This window comes from Pseudomonas fluorescens (genome assembly GCF_012974785.1).
GTDB classification, from domain to species: domain Bacteria; phylum Pseudomonadota; class Gammaproteobacteria; order Pseudomonadales; family Pseudomonadaceae; genus Aquipseudomonas; species Aquipseudomonas fluorescens_BT.
This window is the reverse complement of the sequence record NZ_CP027561.1, coordinates 2,215,179-2,231,318: the sequence shown is the minus strand read 5'-3', so window position 1 is coordinate 2,231,318 and position 16,140 is coordinate 2,215,179. Positions and strand designations below refer to the sequence as shown.

The 16,140-nt window shown below is 60.5% G+C and carries 15 protein-coding genes and 2 pseudogenes; 9 read left to right on the top strand and 8 right to left on the bottom strand.

Annotated features, from left to right (window positions below; translation table 11 throughout):
* Positions 1-35: 35 nt before the first annotated feature.
* Genes iolD through C6Y56_RS09955 form a run of 6 tightly spaced genes read right to left on the bottom strand, consistent with a single transcriptional unit; the run spans position 36 to position 8,073 of the window.
* On the bottom strand, positions 36-1,967 hold the full coding sequence (iolD, locus tag C6Y56_RS09980; protein WP_169429697.1) for a 3D-(3,5/4)-trihydroxycyclohexane-1,2-dione acylhydrolase (decyclizing): 1,932 nt from the start codon (positions 1,965-1,967) through the stop codon (positions 36-38).
* A gap of 45 nt (positions 1,968-2,012) precedes the next feature.
* Positions 2,013-2,834 (bottom strand): TIM barrel protein, encoded by an 822-nt coding sequence (locus tag C6Y56_RS09975; RefSeq protein WP_169429696.1) that lies wholly within the window; start codon positions 2,832-2,834, stop codon positions 2,013-2,015.
* Between the two features lie 25 nt (positions 2,835-2,859).
* Complete coding sequence (locus C6Y56_RS09970) at positions 2,860-4,362, bottom strand: CoA-acylating methylmalonate-semialdehyde dehydrogenase (RefSeq protein ID WP_169429695.1); 1,503 nt, start codon at positions 4,360-4,362, stop codon at positions 2,860-2,862.
* Between the two features lie 30 nt (positions 4,363-4,392).
* Positions 4,393-5,202, bottom strand: a complete 810-nt coding sequence (iolB, locus tag C6Y56_RS09965; protein WP_169429694.1) for a 5-deoxy-glucuronate isomerase — start codon at positions 5,200-5,202, stop codon at positions 4,393-4,395.
* Positions 5,199-6,092, bottom strand: coding sequence for a myo-inosose-2 dehydratase (iolE, locus tag C6Y56_RS09960; RefSeq protein ID WP_007956043.1), 894 nt, complete (start codon positions 6,090-6,092; stop codon positions 5,199-5,201). The genes iolB and iolE overlap by 4 nt, the downstream gene beginning before the upstream one ends.
* 43 nt (positions 6,093-6,135) lie before the next feature.
* A complete protein-coding gene (locus C6Y56_RS09955; protein ID WP_169429693.1) occupies positions 6,136-8,073 on the bottom strand; it encodes a bifunctional 5-dehydro-2-deoxygluconokinase/5-dehydro-2-deoxyphosphogluconate aldolase in 1,938 nt (645 codons plus the stop codon).
* Positions 8,074-8,383: 310 nt separating this feature from the next.
* Here C6Y56_RS09955 and C6Y56_RS09950 point away from each other — a divergent pair, with 310 nt between their 5' ends.
* From C6Y56_RS09950 to C6Y56_RS09930, 7 genes and pseudogenes are all read left to right on the top strand, one after another.
* Positions 8,384-9,304, top strand: a complete 921-nt coding sequence (locus C6Y56_RS09950) for a MurR/RpiR family transcriptional regulator (RefSeq protein ID WP_102621554.1) — start codon at positions 8,384-8,386, stop codon at positions 9,302-9,304.
* A gap of 120 nt (positions 9,305-9,424) precedes the next feature.
* Positions 9,425-10,546 (top strand): Gfo/Idh/MocA family protein, encoded by a 1,122-nt coding sequence (locus tag C6Y56_RS09945; protein WP_169429692.1) that lies wholly within the window; start codon positions 9,425-9,427, stop codon positions 10,544-10,546.
* Between the two features lie 146 nt (positions 10,547-10,692).
* Positions 10,693-10,800: pseudogene (locus C6Y56_RS29125) on the top strand (transcriptional regulator); the annotation flags it as partial.
* A complete protein-coding gene (locus C6Y56_RS09940) occupies positions 10,797-11,231 on the top strand; it encodes a YeeE/YedE family protein (protein WP_169429691.1) in 435 nt (144 codons plus the stop codon). The pseudogene C6Y56_RS29125 and the gene C6Y56_RS09940, both read left to right, overlap by 4 nt.
* 2 nt (positions 11,232-11,233) lie before the next feature.
* Positions 11,234-11,653 (top strand): DUF6691 family protein, encoded by a 420-nt coding sequence (locus C6Y56_RS09935; protein ID WP_169429690.1) that lies wholly within the window; start codon positions 11,234-11,236, stop codon positions 11,651-11,653.
* A 14-nt stretch (positions 11,654-11,667) separates the two neighbouring features.
* Positions 11,668-11,795 (top strand): annotated as a pseudogene (locus C6Y56_RS29120) (DUF2892 domain-containing protein); the annotation flags it as partial.
* 125 nt (positions 11,796-11,920) lie between these two features.
* Positions 11,921-13,000, top strand: a complete 1,080-nt coding sequence (locus C6Y56_RS09930; protein WP_169429689.1) for an ArsO family NAD(P)H-dependent flavin-containing monooxygenase — start codon at positions 11,921-11,923, stop codon at positions 12,998-13,000.
* 125 nt (positions 13,001-13,125) lie between these two features.
* On the opposite strand, the gene C6Y56_RS09925 is transcribed toward C6Y56_RS09930, so the two are convergent.
* Together C6Y56_RS09925 and C6Y56_RS09920 are read right to left on the bottom strand one after the other, a co-directional pair.
* Positions 13,126-14,454 carry a sensor histidine kinase gene (locus tag C6Y56_RS09925; protein ID WP_169429688.1) on the bottom strand — a complete coding sequence of 443 codons (1,329 nt, stop codon included), beginning with the start codon at positions 14,452-14,454 and terminating at the stop codon, positions 13,126-13,128.
* Complete coding sequence (locus C6Y56_RS09920; protein ID WP_169429687.1) at positions 14,451-15,110, bottom strand: response regulator transcription factor; 660 nt, start codon at positions 15,108-15,110, stop codon at positions 14,451-14,453. The genes C6Y56_RS09925 and C6Y56_RS09920 overlap by 4 nt, the downstream gene beginning before the upstream one ends.
* A 132-nt stretch (positions 15,111-15,242) precedes the next feature.
* Between C6Y56_RS09920 and C6Y56_RS09915 the strand changes: the two genes are divergently transcribed.
* Together C6Y56_RS09915 and C6Y56_RS09910 are read left to right on the top strand one after the other, a co-directional pair.
* Positions 15,243-15,566 (top strand): PepSY domain-containing protein, encoded by a 324-nt coding sequence (locus C6Y56_RS09915; protein WP_169429686.1) that lies wholly within the window; start codon positions 15,243-15,245, stop codon positions 15,564-15,566.
* Positions 15,567-15,658: 92 nt separating this feature from the next.
* Positions 15,659-16,129, top strand: coding sequence for a DUF2271 domain-containing protein (locus C6Y56_RS09910; RefSeq protein ID WP_169429685.1), 471 nt, complete (start codon positions 15,659-15,661; stop codon positions 16,127-16,129).
* Positions 16,130-16,140: the final 11 nt, after the last annotated feature.

The window sequence follows — 16,140 nt, the reverse complement described above, 5'->3', positions numbered from 1 at the left end:
AAAAGGATTCCTTGTAGTTGTTCGATTCAGAGCAATCAGTACTGACGGGCCTTGGCCAGTCGTTCGTTCAGGGTTTTGGCCACTGCATCGGTGCGGGCGCTGGTGGAGACTTGCGCCACGCCGACCCGCCACCACGACAGGTAACCGTGAATCATGGTCTTGGGCAGAACCTTGATGTCGATCAGGGTCGAGACCGTCTGCAAGCGCGCATCGGCCAGCGCCGCCTGCAACTCTTCAACGGTGTTCACCTTGTAGGTCTTGCAGCCGTAGGCCGCCGCGCTCATGGCGAAATCCACCGGCACGAAAGCACCGTCGAGCTTGCCGCTCTGCGGGTTGCGGAAACGGAACTCGGTGGCAAAGCTGTCCATGCCGTTGCCCATCTGCAGATTGTTGATGCAACCGAAGGTCATGTTGTCGAACAGCACCACGTTGATCTTGCGCCGCTCCTGAATCGAGGTGGCAAGCTCCGAGTGCAGCATCATGTAAGAGCCGTCGCCCACCAGCGCATAAACCTCGTGCTCGGGCTCGGCAAGCTTCACGCCCAGCGCGGCGTTCACCTCATAGCCCATGCACGAATATCCGTATTCGACGTGATAAGTGTTCACCCCCTTGCTACGCCAGCTGCGCTGCAAGTCACCGGGCAGGCTGCCGGCGGCAGCGACGATGACCGCGTCATCGGCAAGGGTTTCATTGAGCACGCCTAGCACACGGCTCTGGGTCAGGCAGGAACCGGTCAGCTCGATGAATTCGCGCAACACCGCCGGATCGAGGTGGTCGTTGATTTCCGGGACGAAGTCCCGAGCCTGGTAGTCGATCTGATAAAGGCGATCCACTTCCTCGTCCAGTTGCGCCCGGGCCTGACGGGGCTGGTCGCCCCAGCCGGAACGGTAGTCCCCCAGCGCTTCGGCCAGCGCCGACAAACCTGTTCGGGCGTCCGCCAACAGTTGCACGCCGTCGAGTTTCAGGGCATCGCAGGGGCTGATATTGAGGTTGAGAAATTGCACGTCAGGGTGCTGGAACAAGGATTTCGACGCGGTGGTGAAATCGCTGTAGCGAGTGCCAACCCCGATGATCAGATCCGCCTCTTTGGCCAGCAGGTTCGCCGCCAGGCAACCGGTTTCGCCAATGCCACCGACGTTCAGCGGATGGCTGGACACCACCGCGCTTTTGCCGGCCTGGGTTTCGGCGAAGGGAATATCGAAGCGCTCGGCAAACGCCTGCAACGCCGCGCTGGCACCCGAGTATTTGACGCCGCCACCACAGATGATCAGCGGTTTGCGTTTGCCTTTGAACAACGCCAAGGCATCGCCGAGCATCGCTTCAGTGGCCGGACGACGCTCGATCCGGTGCACGCGTTTTTGCAGGAAGTAATCGGGATAGTCGTAGGCTTCGGCCTGCACATCCTGCGGCAGGGCCAGGGTCACGGCGCCGGTTTCGGCGGGATCCGTGAGCACGCGCATGGCGTGGATCGCCGCAGTCATCAATTGCTCGGGGCGGTTGATGCGATCCCAGTATTTGCTCACGGCCTTGAACGCATCGTTGGTACTGATGCTCAGGTCGTGGAACTGTTCGATCTGTTGTAACACCGGATCCGGTTGACGGCAGGCATAGACGTCACCCGGCAACAACAGCAAGGGAATCCGGTTGGCGGTCGCGGTGGCGGCAGCGGTCAGCATGTTCGCCGCGCCCGGCCCCACGGACGAGGTGCAGGCGTAGATCTTGCGTCGCAGATGCTGCTTGGCGAAACCGATCGCCGCATGGGCCATGCCTTGTTCGTTGCGGCCCTGATGGACGATCAGGTCACCGCTGTCCTGCTCCAGCGCCTGCCCCAGACCCAGCACGTTGCCGTGGCCGAAAATGGTAAAGATCCCGGCGACGAACTTGCTCTGAACGCCATCGACCTCGATGTACTGGTTATCGAGGAATTTCACCAGGGCCTGGGCCATGGTCAGTCTTGTTGTGGTCATAACCGCACCTTTCAAATTCAGATCCGATCCCTGCGAGGGGCACTGTCAACTCAGGGATTGGCTCAGGTGGTCCATGCTCGCGCCGATCGCCGTCTGAATATCCGCCAGGCCATGGACGCTGTCGGCAAACGGCTCAAACGACAGGTAGCCGCTGTAGCCGCCAGCGAGCAGGCTGTTGATTTGTGCCGCGTTGCCGAGAATGTCGTCCGCGCCCACCAGCACCCGGTGACCATCGCCAAGGGTCGCCAGCGGCGCCTCGGTCTCCTCGACACCGGAGATGTGCACCAGCCCGGTCAGCTCAGGGAAAAACTCTTGCTCACCGCCCAGGTGGTGGTGAAAGGTGTCATGCACCAGACGGAACACATCCAGCCCGCCGCCCGCCCTGATCGCCTCCACCGCCGTGCGTTTGCGACGCAGCGAGCAGGCTTTGAAACCCAGCGGCTCGATGAAACCCAGCAGGCCATGATCGCGCAGGATCGGCGCCAGCTCGCTCAACGCGGTGCGCAGGCCCGACGCACGTTCGGCGACGCTGCGCGGATCGGCGCGATCGTTCAACGGGCACATCACCAGCCCCCGCGCACCACAATCGCGGGCATAGGCAGCCAGCTTCAAGGCCTGCGCGCGGCGCTCGTCATTCCAAACGTCGAACGGATACAGCGCGTTGATCGACAGCACGCTGATGCCGTGGGCCGTGCACAACTCACGCACGTGTTCGGGTGCGGTGCCGTCCTCGATCTCGATGCCTTTGAGGTCGTTGCGGATCTCGATGGCGTCGGCCTTGAGGGTCACCGCCAATTCGATGAACGCCAGCAGGGACAAACGTGGAGCGACCATTCGGTTGAGGGCAAAACGCAGGGGAGTACTCATTCTTGTTGTTCTCCGCGCAGAGGAATTATTTGGCCGTCGGCATGCTGAATTCCGGCCCCTTGGCAATGCTGTCGGGCCAGCGCTGCATCACGCTTTTGTAACGGCTGTAGAAACGAATGCCTTCTTCTCCGTAGGCATGGTGATCGCCGAACAGCGAGCGCTTCCAGCCACCGAACGAATGCCAGGCCATGGGCACCGGAATCGGCACGTTGATGCCGACCATCCCGACCTTGATGCTGCGGGCGAAGGCGCGGGCGATCCCGCCATCGCTGGTGAAGCACGACACGCCATTGCCGAATTCATGGGCGTTGATCAGCGCCACGGCACTGGCGAAATCCGGCACGCGAACGATGCCCAGCACCGGGCCGAAGATTTCCTGCTGATAGATGCTCATGTCGGTGGTGACGTGATCGAACAGCGTCGCGCCGACGAAAAAGCCCGTCTCGGCCCCCGGCACCTTGAAGTGACGGCCGTCGACAATCAGCTGCGCGCCCTGGGCCACGCCCTGATCGATAAAGCCTTCCACCCTGGCCTTGTGTTCGGCGGTGACCAGCGGGCCCATGTCGTTGTCGCCTTGCAGACCGTTGCCGACTTTCAACTGATCGATGCGCGGCAACAGTTTGGCGATCAGTTGATCGCCGACTTCGCCCACCGCGACCGCAATCGAAATCGCCATGCAGCGCTCACCGGCCGATCCGTAAGCGGCGCCGATCAAGGCATCCGCCGCCTGATCCAGATCCGCGTCGGGCATGACGATCATGTGATTCTTCGCGCCGCCCAGCGCCTGCACCCGCTTGCCGCGCGCGGTGGCCTGTTGGTGGATGTATTCGGCAATCGGCGTCGAACCGACAAACGAAATCGCCTCGATGTCCGGGTGCTGCAGCAAGGCGTCGACCGCCGTCTTGTCGCCCTGAACCACGTTGAACACACCGTCCGGCAAACCGGCTTCGGTCAACAGGCGAGCCATCAGCAAACTGGCGGACGGGTCGCGCTCGGACGGTTTGAGGATGAAGCAGTTGCCGGTGACCAGCGCCAGCGGAATCATCCACAGCGGCACCATCACCGGGAAGTTGAACGGCGTGACCCCGGCGCAGACGCCGAGCGGCTGACGCAGGTTCCAGTTGTCGATACCGCCGCCGATGTTATCGCTGAACTCGGTCTTCAACAGGTTCGGTGCACCGCAGGCGTACTCGACGATTTCAATGCCTCGGGTGACTTCGCCCTTGGCGTCGGAAAACACCTTGCCGTGTTCCCGGCTGATGATTTCGGCCAGTTCGTCGTGGTGACGATCGAGCAATTCCTTGAACTTGAACATCACCCGCGAACGGCGCAGGGACGATTGCTCGGACCAGGCCGGAAAGGCCTTCAGCGCCGAAGCGACGGCAGCGTCCACGGTCTTCTGGCTGGCCAGCCCGACCCGCGCCTGAACGCCGCCGGTGGCCGGATTGAAGACATCGCTGAATCGTTCGCTACCACTGTCCTGCACCTGACCGTCGAGGTAATGGCCTATGACCGGGGTGTCGCTCATTGTTCTTGTTCTCCGTGCGAAAGTTGGAATTCAGAGATCCAGCAGCCAGCTGTGCTGCGGGTCGTTATGGAACTGCCAGACGCGTTTCGGCCCGGCCATCACGTTCAGGTAGTAGGACTCGTAGCCATACGGCACGCTGACCGGGTGATAGCCCTTGGGCACGACGACGAGGTCGCTGTTTTCCACGGCCATGGCCTGATCGATGCTGCGGTCGTCGGTGTAGACCCGCTGGAACACGAAGCCCTGGGGCGGGTTGATCTGGTGGTAGTAGGTTTCTTCGAGAAAGCTCTGGTGCGGCAGGTCGTCGGTGTCGTGCTTGTGCGGCGGGTAGCTCGAGGAGTGCCCCGACGGCGTGCGCACTTCCACCACCAGCAGCGAATGGGCCGGTTCACTGTCCGGCAGAATGTCGCAGACATAGCGGGTGTTGGCGCCCTTGCCGCGCACGCTGCGCTTCATGGCTTCAGGCCTGATCAGGCGCGGGCCGAGGTCCGTAGTGGTCGAGCCGGGAGCGGCACAAACCGCCACTTGCGCATCACTCAATGCCACCACCTGCGCCTGACTGCCGGGTGGCAGGTACGCGGCGAACGGGGATTTGTCTTCGAACACCGACTGGCGATCACCGAGGTTGTCCCAGTTGAAGGCGCCCTGCCCCGGTGCTTCGCCGTGGATGCCGATCCGGCCGCTGAGCAGCACCAGGCACAGCTCCTTGTCGCCTGCGGCAACAGGCAAGGTTTCACCCAGGCTCAACCGATAGGCGGCAAAACCGACGTATTGCAGTTCACCTTCAGCCAGCTCGACCATGGTACGGCCACGGGCATTGCTTTTGACCAGCAGGCTCATCGTGCAGTCCTCTCGTCGAGCAACGCGCGCAAGGTGTCGAAGCCTTTTTTTGCGTAGACATAACTCGGCGCCACTGCCGGATCCTGCTCGGCCTCGACCACCAGCCAGCCGTGGTAATCGGCCGCCAGCAGCACGTCCAGCAGTTCGGCGAAGTCGATGTCACCATCCCCCGGCACGGTGAAGGTGCCGTTGATGATGCAGTCGGGGAAGCTCCACAGGTTGTTACGCGCCAGTTGCACCACCGGTTTGCGCACATCCTTGAAGTGCACGTGGCAGATGCGCGACAGGTGCTTGCGCAGCACCTGCAAGGGTTCACCGCCGCCCATGTAGCAATGGCCCGAATCGAACAGCAGCCCGACTTCATTGCCGGTCAGCGCCATCAGGGTATCGATGTCCGACGGGGATTCGACGTAGGCGCCCATATGGTGGTGATACGCCAGACGCACGCCTTGTGACAGGGTGAAGCGCGCCAGTTCGGTCAGCTTGTCGGCGTATTGTTGCCACGCCTGTTCGGTGTGAAAACGCGGGCGCTCGACCAAGGGAATTCGCTGGCCCTGAATCGAGTCGGCCACCTCACCGTAAACCAGCACGTTCGCGCCGTTCTTCGCCAGCAGCTCGACATGGCTGGCAATCGCGTCGATTTCCTCGGCCACCGAACGACGTGCGAGGCGACTGGAATACCAGCCGGACACCAGCGCCAGGTCATACGGGCGCAGCACGTCGCCAACGCCTTTGGCGTCCTTGGGAAACTTGCCGTTGAGTTCGAAGCCTTCATAACCGATGGCCTTGCCTTCGCTGAGGGCGGTGCTCAGCGGTGTTTCACCGCCGAGGGACGGCAGGTCGTCGTTGCTCCAGGAAATCGGGTTGATGCCAATTCGGATAGCGGGCATGGCTGCACCTTTTATTGTTATTTCTAGAATGTTCAACCGCGGCTCAGGCCCGGGCCGTGCGCCAGGCATCGATCAGCTCGACGAAGGTGCCCTGTACCTGGCGGATCAGCGTTTCGTCGTCGATTTCCCCGGCCAGCCAGGAGCGGCTCGGCGCCTGGAAAATCGTCCGGCCCACGGCGAACCCACGGCAGGTCTGACTCTGACTGGCCTGTTGAAAGCCTTCGGCCAACGCTGATGCAGGGGCATTCAGGCCCAGCAGCACTACGCCTCGGCAATAGGGATCGCGCGCCTGGATCAGTTCGTCGAGCTGTCGCCATTCCTCGGCGCTTTGCGCTTCTATCTTCCACCACGCCGGGTAGATGCCCAGGTTGTAGAGGCGTTTGAGCGCGCGATACAACACATCGGGATGAGGTGAGGGGTGATCCTTGGGCGGGATGATTTCCAGCAGCAGTTCATGACCGCTGACTTGTGACGCCTGATACAGCGCCTTGATCTGCGCCTCCTGCTCCAGGCGCAGCATCGGTTCGTCGTCCGGGTGAAATTGCACCAGGCATTTGATGATTTGCTCTTGCGGCCAGACGATCAGGTTGCTGCCGATCGAGCGCCCATGCTCGAAGGCCAGCGGCCGCGAGCCCTGCACCTCGACCGGCCGCGCCACCCACCAGCCTCGACCGGTGGCGGCGTTCAGCGAGTCCTGGCCGAAACGCTGATCCGCCAGCAGCCCGACATCGGCTTCGATGCCCTGCTCGCGCAGATCTTTTTCGACACGCTCTACGGCCTTGATGAACAGTTGCTTGAGTTCGCCGATGGCGCCGAGGTCGCGTCCGCCCTTCTGGGCCAATTCAACCAATTGCCCGCGATGGTCGAAGGCAAAGATGAACAGTTGCTTCCACTGTTTGCGCGGCACACTGACCTGATGCAGACGTTGCAGGATGGCGTCCTGATCAGGCCGGGTAATCGGCACCGGGCTGCTGAACAGGTAATCGAGCTCGGCACGGGTTGGCATCGCCGGTGCGCAGGCATGGCGCGATACCACCAGACCACCGCAGGCATTGGCCAACTGGCAGCAACGCTCGTCGCTGGCATCCTCCAGCCAACCGCTGAGGAAACCCGACATGAACGCATCGCCGGCGCCCAGTACGTTCAGCACTTCGACCCGCACCCCGGGATAAATCGCGCCGTCTTCAAGACGCGCCGGAATCTCTCCGTGAATCACCGTGCAACCTTGTGGGCCGAGTTTGACCACCAGGGTCGCTGCACTCAGCCGCCGGACATTGCGCAGCGCAGTGAGCAAATCCTCGGAACCACCGGCCATCAGAAACTCTTCTTCGGTCCCGACCACAAGGTCGAAGCGCGGGAGGATTTGTTGCACATGTTGAGTGACGTTCTGATCGGCAACGAAACGGGTTTCGCCGTCCGCCTTGCCGGCGAGCCCCCACAGGACCGGGCGGTAGTCGATGTCCAGCACCCGTTTGACGTTGTGCTTTTCGGCGTAGTCCAGCGCCTGGGTGCTCGCCTTGTAGACGCCGTCGGTGGAGAAATGGGTGCCGGTGATCAGCAAGGCTTTGCTGGAGGCGATAAAGGCTTCGCTGATGTCTTCGGCCCGCAGCGCCATGTCGGCGCAATTCTCACGGTAGAAGACCAGGGGAAAGGTTTCCCGATCCTTGAGACCGAGCAGCACCATGGCGGTCAGTCGCTCCGGATCGACCTTGATGCCGCTGACATCGCAACCTTCACGGGCCAGGGATTCGATCAGGAAACGCCCCATGTGATCGTCGCCGGTGCGGCTCAGCATCGCCGATCTGAGCCCCAACCGGGCGGTGCCGAACGCGATGTTGGCGGAGGAGCCTCCAAGGTATTTGGCGAAGCTGCTCACATCCTCCAGCCTTGCCCCGACTTGCTGCGCATAGAGGTCGACGCCAAGGCGTCCGAGGCAAATCAGATCCAATTGACGTCCACTGGCAAAACGAGTCTGGCCCATGCTGGCTCCTGTTATTTTTATCAGCCTGTGCCCGACGCGGTGACCGCGCCGGGCACTCTTGGTGGATGCAGACTAAAACGAGCCGGATCGAACAATCAATAAATATTCCAATTATTTTTCACGTGGAATATTTTTTCCAATAAACTTCAGTGCAGGCGCTCCAGACACAGTGCATCGTTTCAGCAGGGATCCTGCTGGCGCAAGCTCAAGATTTTGTCCGGGCCGAGCCTGTAGACTGCGCACAGCCAACCTATTGTCAGGGGACGATACGTACAACCGTCCCTATAAGAACAAGCCAGAAGGATTATTTATGTCCCGCACCGATCAGCCGGCTACCGCCGAGAGCACGCCCGAGAGCGATCTTGCCAGCCCCCCGATCAATGCCGAGCGTCTGCTGCAGCTCATTACCCGTGAATACGAAAGCCTGCCGCGCCAGCTCAAACGCATCGCCAGTTACATGAGCCAGCAAAGCGACCGGATCATGGTCGACCGCATCAGCGACATCGCCCGCGAATGCGAAGTGCATCCGTCGGCCATCGTGCGGTTCTCCCAGCGTTTCGGTTTCAGCGGTTTCAGCGAAATGCAGGCGCTGTTCCGCGAGGCGTATACCCACAAAGCCACGCCGGTGCAGAACTACCAGCAGCGCATTCGCAGCATGATCGCCAACAAGTCGCAGAAAGCCAGCGGCGGCGACCTCGCCCGCGAGTGCATCGACGCCACCCTGTCGGGCATCGAACGCCTGGGGCAGGAGCTCGATGACCAGGCCTTCGAAAAGGCTGTGGACCTGGTGGTCAATGCCGACAATATCTACGTGGTCGGCGTGCGCCGCTCGTTCGCCGTGGCCGACTATCTGGTCTACAACCTGCAACACACCAACAAGCGCATCCACCTGGTCTCGGGCCTCGGCGGCAGCTACCGCGAGCAAATGCGCAGCGTGCGCGCCAATGACCTGGTGATCGCCATCAGCTTCACGCCGTACGGCAAGGAAACCCAGCACTGCCTGCGCATCGCCCAGCACCATCAGGCGAAAACCTTGATCATCACTGACAGCAATCTCTCGCCATTGGCCAAGCGCGCCAACACTTTGCTGCTGGTCAACGAAGGCAGTTCGTTCGCGTTCCGCTCCTTGAGTGCGACTTTGTGCCTGTGCCAGGCGCTGTTTATCGCGGTGGCCTATCGACTGGAGTTGAAGGTGGACGAGATTCACGAGCAGGTCGGGTTCGAGGACTGACCGGAGCTCCGTCATCCCAGCTGACACGCCAACTCAAAATATTTATTCCATTATTTGAGTGTAGGGAATATTTATTCTATAAACAGGACCTCTGAAAACAAGAACTCAAAGGATCCTGTCATGCGTGAACTCGGAATCGGCCTGATCGGCACGGGCTTCATGGGGCGCGCCCACGCCCTGGCCTTTCGCAATGTCAGCGGGGCATTCGAACTGCCCTTCACCCTTCGTCTGGCCGCTCTGGCTGACGCCGATCCCGCACGCGCAAAAGCCTGCGCCACCGCCTGGGGCTTCGAGCAGGCCCATGGCGACTGGCAGAGATTGATTGACGACCCCAAGGTCAACCTGATCGACATCACCACACCCAATCACCTGCACTATCCGATGGCCATGGCCGCCCTTGCCGCTGGCAAGCCGGTGTACTGCGAAAAGCCGCTGGCGGTGAATCTTGAGCAAGCTCATGCGATGCACGTGGCAGCGAAGCATGCCGGCGTCGTCACCCGGGTCGGCTACAACTATCAGCACAACCCGATTATTGGCCTGGCACGCGAGCTGATCCTGAGTGGCGAACTCGGCGAGATCATCAGTTTTCAAGGTGAATTCAGCGAAGATTTCATGGCCGATCCAGCTTCGCCCTGGTCGTGGCGTTGCGAACCCGAACATGCCGGTGGAGCCCTGGCAGATCTGGGCAGCCACCTGCTCGCCATGGCGCGCTACCTGCTGGGCGATGTCGAAGCGGTGTGCGCCGACTCCCACACCGTCCATCGCCAACGCCCAACCACAACCGGCAGCCAGGAACAACGCCGCATTGCGGTCGACGATCAGGCCCATGCGTTGCTGCGCTTTGCCAGCGGCGCGCGCGGCACCTTCAGCAGCAGCTGGCTCAAGCATGGCTACAAGAATCATCTGAGCTTCGAAGTCAGCGGCACCCTAGGCACCCTGGCGTTCGATCAGGAGCGCCTGAACGAGCTACGCCTGTGTCGCGCCGGCCAAGGCGGCTTCCAGCGTTTACTGGCCGGACCGGACTTGCCCGGCTACGCCGCATTCAGCCCGGCGCCTGGGCATCAGCTGGGCTACAACGAGCTGAAGACGCTGGAAGTGCATGAACTGATCATGGCTCTGGCCGGGAATGGACAAACGGGGACTGATTTCGCGGAGGCGTTTGAAGTGGAACGACTGGCGACGGCGATTCGGATCGCGGCTGAGGAGCGGCGCTGGGTGTCTGTCTATGAAATCACTGGCTAGTTTTGTGGGGGCAAAAAAAAGCCGATCCAGGTGATCGGCTTGAGTGTCGGATTTTGATGAGGAGGGAAACTGGTGGACCTGTCCCGTGACAACGGACGCCAAGAAGCGATACTTAAATCGCTATCTTGGAGGTTGCCATGTACCCAAGCACTCGCCGTGACGCAAAGCAGGTGTTCTATTGCATCAGCAGTCCCGCAGCATTGGCAGTCATCCAAACCCTGTATCAACACTTTTGCGTAGGAGAAAGCTCGTGAATGTCGACTGGCTCAACTTCACTCCCTGGTCATCCCTTGCCGGTGGCGCATTGATTGGCCTGGCGACCAGTCTATTCGTCGTCGCCAACGGGCGCATCGCCGGGATCAGCGGCTTGCTCGGCAGTCTTTTACAGCGTGGGAGCGAGGGCGTGAGTGAGAAAGCACTTTTTCTCCTGGGCCTGCTCATCGCGCCGCTTCTATGGGGTTTGTTCGCCGCGCTGCCGCAGATTGAGTTCAAAAGTGGCGGGGGCGGACTGATCGTCGCCGGTGTATTGGTCGGCATCGGCACCCGATACGGATCAGGTTGCACCAGTGGCCATGGGGTCTGCGGCATATCGCGCCTTTCGCCGCGATCGATGGTCGCCACTGTGTGCTTCATGTTCAGCGGTTTCGTCACGGTGTTTGTCTTGCGTCATCTGCTGGGGGGTTGAACATGACCAAACTGACTGCGTTCATTGCTGGCCTGCTTTTCGGCCTGGGCCTGCTTCTGGCAGGCATGGCCAACCCGAGCAAAGTACTCGCTTTCCTGGATTTAACCGGTGCCTGGGACCCTTCCCTGGGGTTGGTCATGGTCGGGGCCATTGGCGTGGCCATTGGCCCGCTTACCTGGGCCCGCCGACAATCCAGTTCGCTGTTGGGAAGGCCAATGCAGCTACCGGTCAAACGTGAGTTGGACCCGCGCTTGATTGGCGGGAGCCTGTTGTTCGGCATCGGCTGGGGAATAGCGGGCATCTGTCCTGGCCCCGCAGTGGCCATTCTACTGACAGGGCACTGGCAAGTGATCGTGTTCATGTTGGCCATGCTGGCCGGCATGTTGTTGTTTACTGCACTGGAGCGCCGGCGCAGCCATTGATTGGAAGATCCGCCATGAAAGCGGACATTCGAACCATTGACCGTAGCCTGTGCATTGTCGCTGGCCTGCTTCTCATTGGCCTCAGTCTGTCCGGTGTGATCGGCGCGGGGGTCGGATCAGTTTAGTGCCGCTGGCCACTGGTAGTGAGCACTCCATTTCCTGAACGATCCACGCGTGTTCTTTGCATCCTCAAACTCTGAGCCAGATCAGTTGGATTCAAACGTGGGTCGCTATACTGGCCACCGGCATCGACTTTAGGTTTCCACCATGACTCCTTCGCCCAGCGAGCAACGAGATGTAGTGATTATCGGTGGAGGTCAGTCAGCCTTGGCGGTAGCGTATTTCCTGCGCCGAACTCAACTTTCGTTCGTCATCCTCGACGCAGAGGAAGAGCCCGGTGGTGCCTGGCGGCATGGCTGGAACTCGCTGCGCTTATTCTCTCCGGCCACCTGGAGTTCAATACCCGGCTGGATGATGCCGCCCGCGCAAGAAGGCTATCCCACACGAAATCATGTAATCGACTATCTCAACCAATATGAGCAGCGCTACCAATTTCCGGTGGAACGCCCGGTTCGGGTCGTTTCCGTGGAACGCTTAGAGTCTGGCTTACGAGTACGTTCTGACGGCAAGTATTGGGATGCCAAGGTAGTAATCAGCGCTACCGGCACCTGGAGCAATCCGTATATCCCCCACTACCCTGGTGCCGAATTATTCGCCGGTCGGCAATTGCATTCCGCGAACTATGTCGATGCACAAGCGTTTGCTGGCAAGAAGGTTTTGGTGGTGGGTGGTGGCAATTCAGGAGCGCAGATTCTGGCAGAAATATCCAAGGTCGCCGAGACCACTTGGGTAACCGCTACTGAACCGGTCTTTTTGCCTGACGATGTGGATGGACGGGTGCTGTTCGAGCGCGCCACTCAGCGCTTGAAGGCCCAGCAAGAGGGGCGTGTCATTGACCAGCCGGTCGGCGGGTTGGGAGACATCGTCATGGTGCCACCCGTTGTAGAAGCCCGTGAGCGTGATGCTCTCAAGTCTGTACGCCCATTTGAACGTTTCACTCGCGATGGCGTGATGTGGGCCGATGGATCTGAATCTGCAGTGGACGCGGTCATTTGGTGTACCGGGTTCAGGCCCGCACTTCAGCATCTGGATACGTTGGGGGTAATCGACACTGAAGGTCGCGTTAAGGTCGACGGCACTCACTCGATCCAGGAACCAAGACTATGGCTGGTGGGTTATGGCGAGTGGACAGGTTCGGCTTCCGCCACGCTGATCGGTGTAACACGCACAGCACGCAGCACAGTGAATGAGATCGCGGCCTGTCTTGGCGATCCGTCCGTGCACTAGTGCGCCTGCATCCCAGGAGTAGAGGACATGAATGAAATGAGCCTGTGGACGCGCCGAACTCAACTTTCGCTCGTTATTCTCGACGCTGAGAAAAAGCCAAGTGGCGCCTGACAACCTGATTGGAACTAGGCAAGCGGTAACCAGACGCACACTTCGAACCCCTCCTGTCGACCTGTTGCAGGGGAAAACAATTTCATTCTCGCGTTGACCCCCTGCACGATGGTTTTAGTAATCGCCAACCCCAGCCCTGAACCACTGATTTCACTGTGACCGCGCACAAAGCGCTCTGTCAGGTGCTGCAATACCGACTGCGGCACCGCCGGGCCGCTATTGACCACCCGTAGCTGTGCCTGTTCGGTGAGACTGACATCGATCGGTTGATCCGCTGCCCCGTACTTCAGCGCATTTTCGATCAGGTTGCGCAACAGGATGCCAAAGGCGTCCGGATCAATGGTCGAGTACACGCAGGTCTGGTTTGGCAGCTGCAACCTGATCCGGTGCCCACTGCGGTTGTTCCACTCATCAACCACATGGGCGAGCAACGGAATGAGGTCCTGAGGCGTTTCGGACAACAGGCCACCACCTTCGGCCTTGGCCAGTTGCATGAGTTTTTCCGAAAGCCGCGCCAGCTCGCGTAACGCGTTTTCGATTTTCGCCGCACGTACTCGCAACGGGCCCTCGGGCGCCTCTTGGTGGAGTCGCTGGATTTGCGCCAGGGTTGCCGCCAGTGGCGTACGCAGTTCATGGGCGCTGTTGGCAGTAAAGCTGCGTTCGCTCTCCAAAGCCTTGCGCAAGCGCTCCAGCAGGTGATTGACCGCCTCCGCCAATGGTGCGATTTCCGCCGGCAATCGCGCCCCGCTGATCGGCGACAGATCACCCACCCCACGAGTCTCCACGGCACGACGATAGGCCAATACACTGCGCAAGCTGATGCGCACAAACAACCACGTGCCCAACAGACTGATGGGAATCAGCGCCAATAATGGCAACAACAGGGCAAGCAACGCTTCACGTGCCGCTTCACGGCGGTGTTCCAGAGGTTCGGCAATCTCGATAAACACTGTTTCACGTAGCGCACTGGCGCCGTACAGACGGTATTTTTTTGTGGTTGAAAAGCCTTCGGCCGGTTGTTGGTTGAAGATCTTCGGGTTGGCGTCGTGGGACTGCATCAGGATCTCGCCCTTGGCATCGCGCACCAGGTACGTCAGGTATTCCTTGTGCATTTTCAGGGTGGCGACATGTTGTGCCTCACTGGGGTTTTCCCGGTTGCTGATTTCCAGCACGGCTAGGGGCAGAATGCGCTGCGCAGTCTCTTCCAGTGCACTGTCGAACGCCTCGTTCAATTCATGCTGCACCACCAGCCAGGCGCCAACGGTCGCCGCCAGCCACAGTAAGGTCGTGCCCAGCGTCAGCCCCAGGCCGAGGCGTTTTTGAAGGCTTGACGACGGCTTCATGCGGACATCAACCGGTAGCCCATGCCCCGCACGGTTTCAATCAGATCGCGCCCGAGTTTTTTACGCAACCGACTGATGTAGACCTCGATGGTGTTGCTCTCGATTTCGGCGCCGAAGGCATACAACCGCTCTTCTAGCTGCGACTTGGACAGCAGCGCGCTGGGACGCTGCACAAACGCTTCGAACAGCGCCCACTCCCGCGCGGTCAGGTCCACCGTCGCACCGGCCCGCAACACCGTGCGGGCACTCATGTCGACCTGCAAGTCGCCGAGTCTGATCTGTGGATTGGGGTTGCCGCTGCAACGCCGGGCCACCGCCGCCACACGGGCCGACAGCTCGAACAGGTCGAACGGTTTGACCAGGTAGTCGTCGGCGCCCGCGTTGAGGCCAGCGATACGATCGGAAATCTGATCCTGGGCGGTCAGGATAATCACCGGGGTCACGTCCCCTGCCGAACGTTGCTGACGCAAAAAATCCAGCCCGCGACCGTCCGGGAGCATCAGGTCCAGCAGGATCAGGTCGTAAGACGTGGTGCGCACGCTGTTGCGCGCGTGGTCCAGGCGCTGCACCCAATCGACGGCGTGGCCGTCATCGGCAATCTGCTCGCGCACCGCTTCCCCCAGGCCTGGAGCGTCCTCGACCACTAGAACCCGCATCTGGCACCTCCTGTGATGGTTGTCATGCAGCACCTTAATCGCCTTACCTGACGTGAATCTGAAGATTCAGCTGGTTGTCAGGAATGCACCTTAGGGTATGCCACAGACACCGACCTCGGCAGGAGACAGATCATGAAAACAGGTTCTATTGCCAATGCCACGCTGTTGAGCCTGCTGCTCAGTGGTTACGCCCTGGCCGATGACGATTGCAGCGACCCGGTGAGCGACTGGCAACCGCGCGAAACCTTGCGTCAGCAGGTCGAGCGGCAATACGGCTGGAGCGTGCAACGCATCAAGGTCGACGACGGTTGTTACGAGCTCAAGGGGCTGGATCGAAAAGGCAACGCCATCGAAGCCAGCTACTCACCGGCCTCGCTGCGTTTGCGCACACTCGAGATCCATTTCCGCGACGACGGCGATGCCAGGGATTACCTCGGCAGCCCGCTCACCGAATGACGCCTTACCTGTCGATGAGTTTTCCCTGCGCGTCAGGTTGCTGTCAGCAAGCAGGTCCAGGCTCTCGACCTAACGATCAAAAGGACACCCTCATGAAAAAGATCATCGCAACCACCTGCCTTGCCGGCGCCATTGCCCTGCCGGGTCTGGCTCAGGCTCGTGAAGTGACCTTGACCACACAGCTCAAGGACTACAGCGGCAATGATGCCTACCTGGCGATCTATGTCACCGACGCCAACGGCCAATACCAGAAAACCCTTTGGGTGGCCGGCAAGAAAGCCAAGTACTACAAGCACCTGAGCGACTGGGCCCGTGGCAGCGGGATGAACCCGAGCGAGTTTGACGGGGTCAGCGGCGCCAGTGTCGGCAGTGGGCGCACGCTAAAAGTCAGCGTCGAACTGGCAGACACCCTGATTGATGCCGGGTATCAGATCCGCATCGACAGTGCCGTCGAGGACAAACGCGACGCTCGCGCCGATGTCAGCGCGCCGCTCACGTCCAAGGGCGCGGGCCAGCCGGCGACCGGCAGCACCTATGTCGAGTCCTTTACTTACGATCTGTAGCACTTGCCCTT

What these genes read in the sequence shown, in the direction of transcription:
- iolD (WP_169429697.1), bottom strand. Translation starts at nt 1,967, where the DNA reads ATGACCACAACAAGACTGACCATGGCCCAGGCCCTGGTGAAATTCCTC.
- C6Y56_RS09975 (WP_169429696.1), bottom strand. Translation starts at nt 2,834, where the DNA reads ATGAGTACTCCCCTGCGTTTTGCCCTCAACCGAATGGTCGCTCCACGT.
- C6Y56_RS09970 (WP_169429695.1), bottom strand. Translation starts at nt 4,362, where the DNA reads ATGAGCGACACCCCGGTCATAGGCCATTACCTCGACGGTCAGGTGCAG.
- iolB (WP_169429694.1), bottom strand. Translation starts at nt 5,202, where the DNA reads ATGAGCCTGCTGGTCAAAAGCAATGCCCGTGGCCGTACCATGGTCGAG.
- iolE (WP_007956043.1), bottom strand. Translation starts at nt 6,092, where the DNA reads ATGCCCGCTATCCGAATTGGCATCAACCCGATTTCCTGGAGCAACGAC.
- C6Y56_RS09955 (WP_169429693.1), bottom strand. Translation starts at nt 8,073, where the DNA reads ATGGGCCAGACTCGTTTTGCCAGTGGACGTCAATTGGATCTGATTTGC.
- C6Y56_RS09950 (WP_102621554.1), top strand. Translation starts at nt 8,384, where the DNA reads ATGTCCCGCACCGATCAGCCGGCTACCGCCGAGAGCACGCCCGAGAGC.
- C6Y56_RS09945 (WP_169429692.1), top strand. Translation starts at nt 9,425, where the DNA reads ATGCGTGAACTCGGAATCGGCCTGATCGGCACGGGCTTCATGGGGCGC.
- C6Y56_RS09935 (WP_169429690.1), top strand. Translation starts at nt 11,234, where the DNA reads ATGACCAAACTGACTGCGTTCATTGCTGGCCTGCTTTTCGGCCTGGGC.
- C6Y56_RS09930 (WP_169429689.1), top strand. Translation starts at nt 11,921, where the DNA reads ATGACTCCTTCGCCCAGCGAGCAACGAGATGTAGTGATTATCGGTGGA.
- C6Y56_RS09925 (WP_169429688.1), bottom strand. Translation starts at nt 14,454, where the DNA reads ATGAAGCCGTCGTCAAGCCTTCAAAAACGCCTCGGCCTGGGGCTGACG.
- C6Y56_RS09920 (WP_169429687.1), bottom strand. Translation starts at nt 15,110, where the DNA reads ATGCGGGTTCTAGTGGTCGAGGACGCTCCAGGCCTGGGGGAAGCGGTG.
- C6Y56_RS09915 (WP_169429686.1), top strand. Translation starts at nt 15,243, where the DNA reads ATGAAAACAGGTTCTATTGCCAATGCCACGCTGTTGAGCCTGCTGCTC.
- C6Y56_RS09910 (WP_169429685.1), top strand. Translation starts at nt 15,659, where the DNA reads ATGAAAAAGATCATCGCAACCACCTGCCTTGCCGGCGCCATTGCCCTG.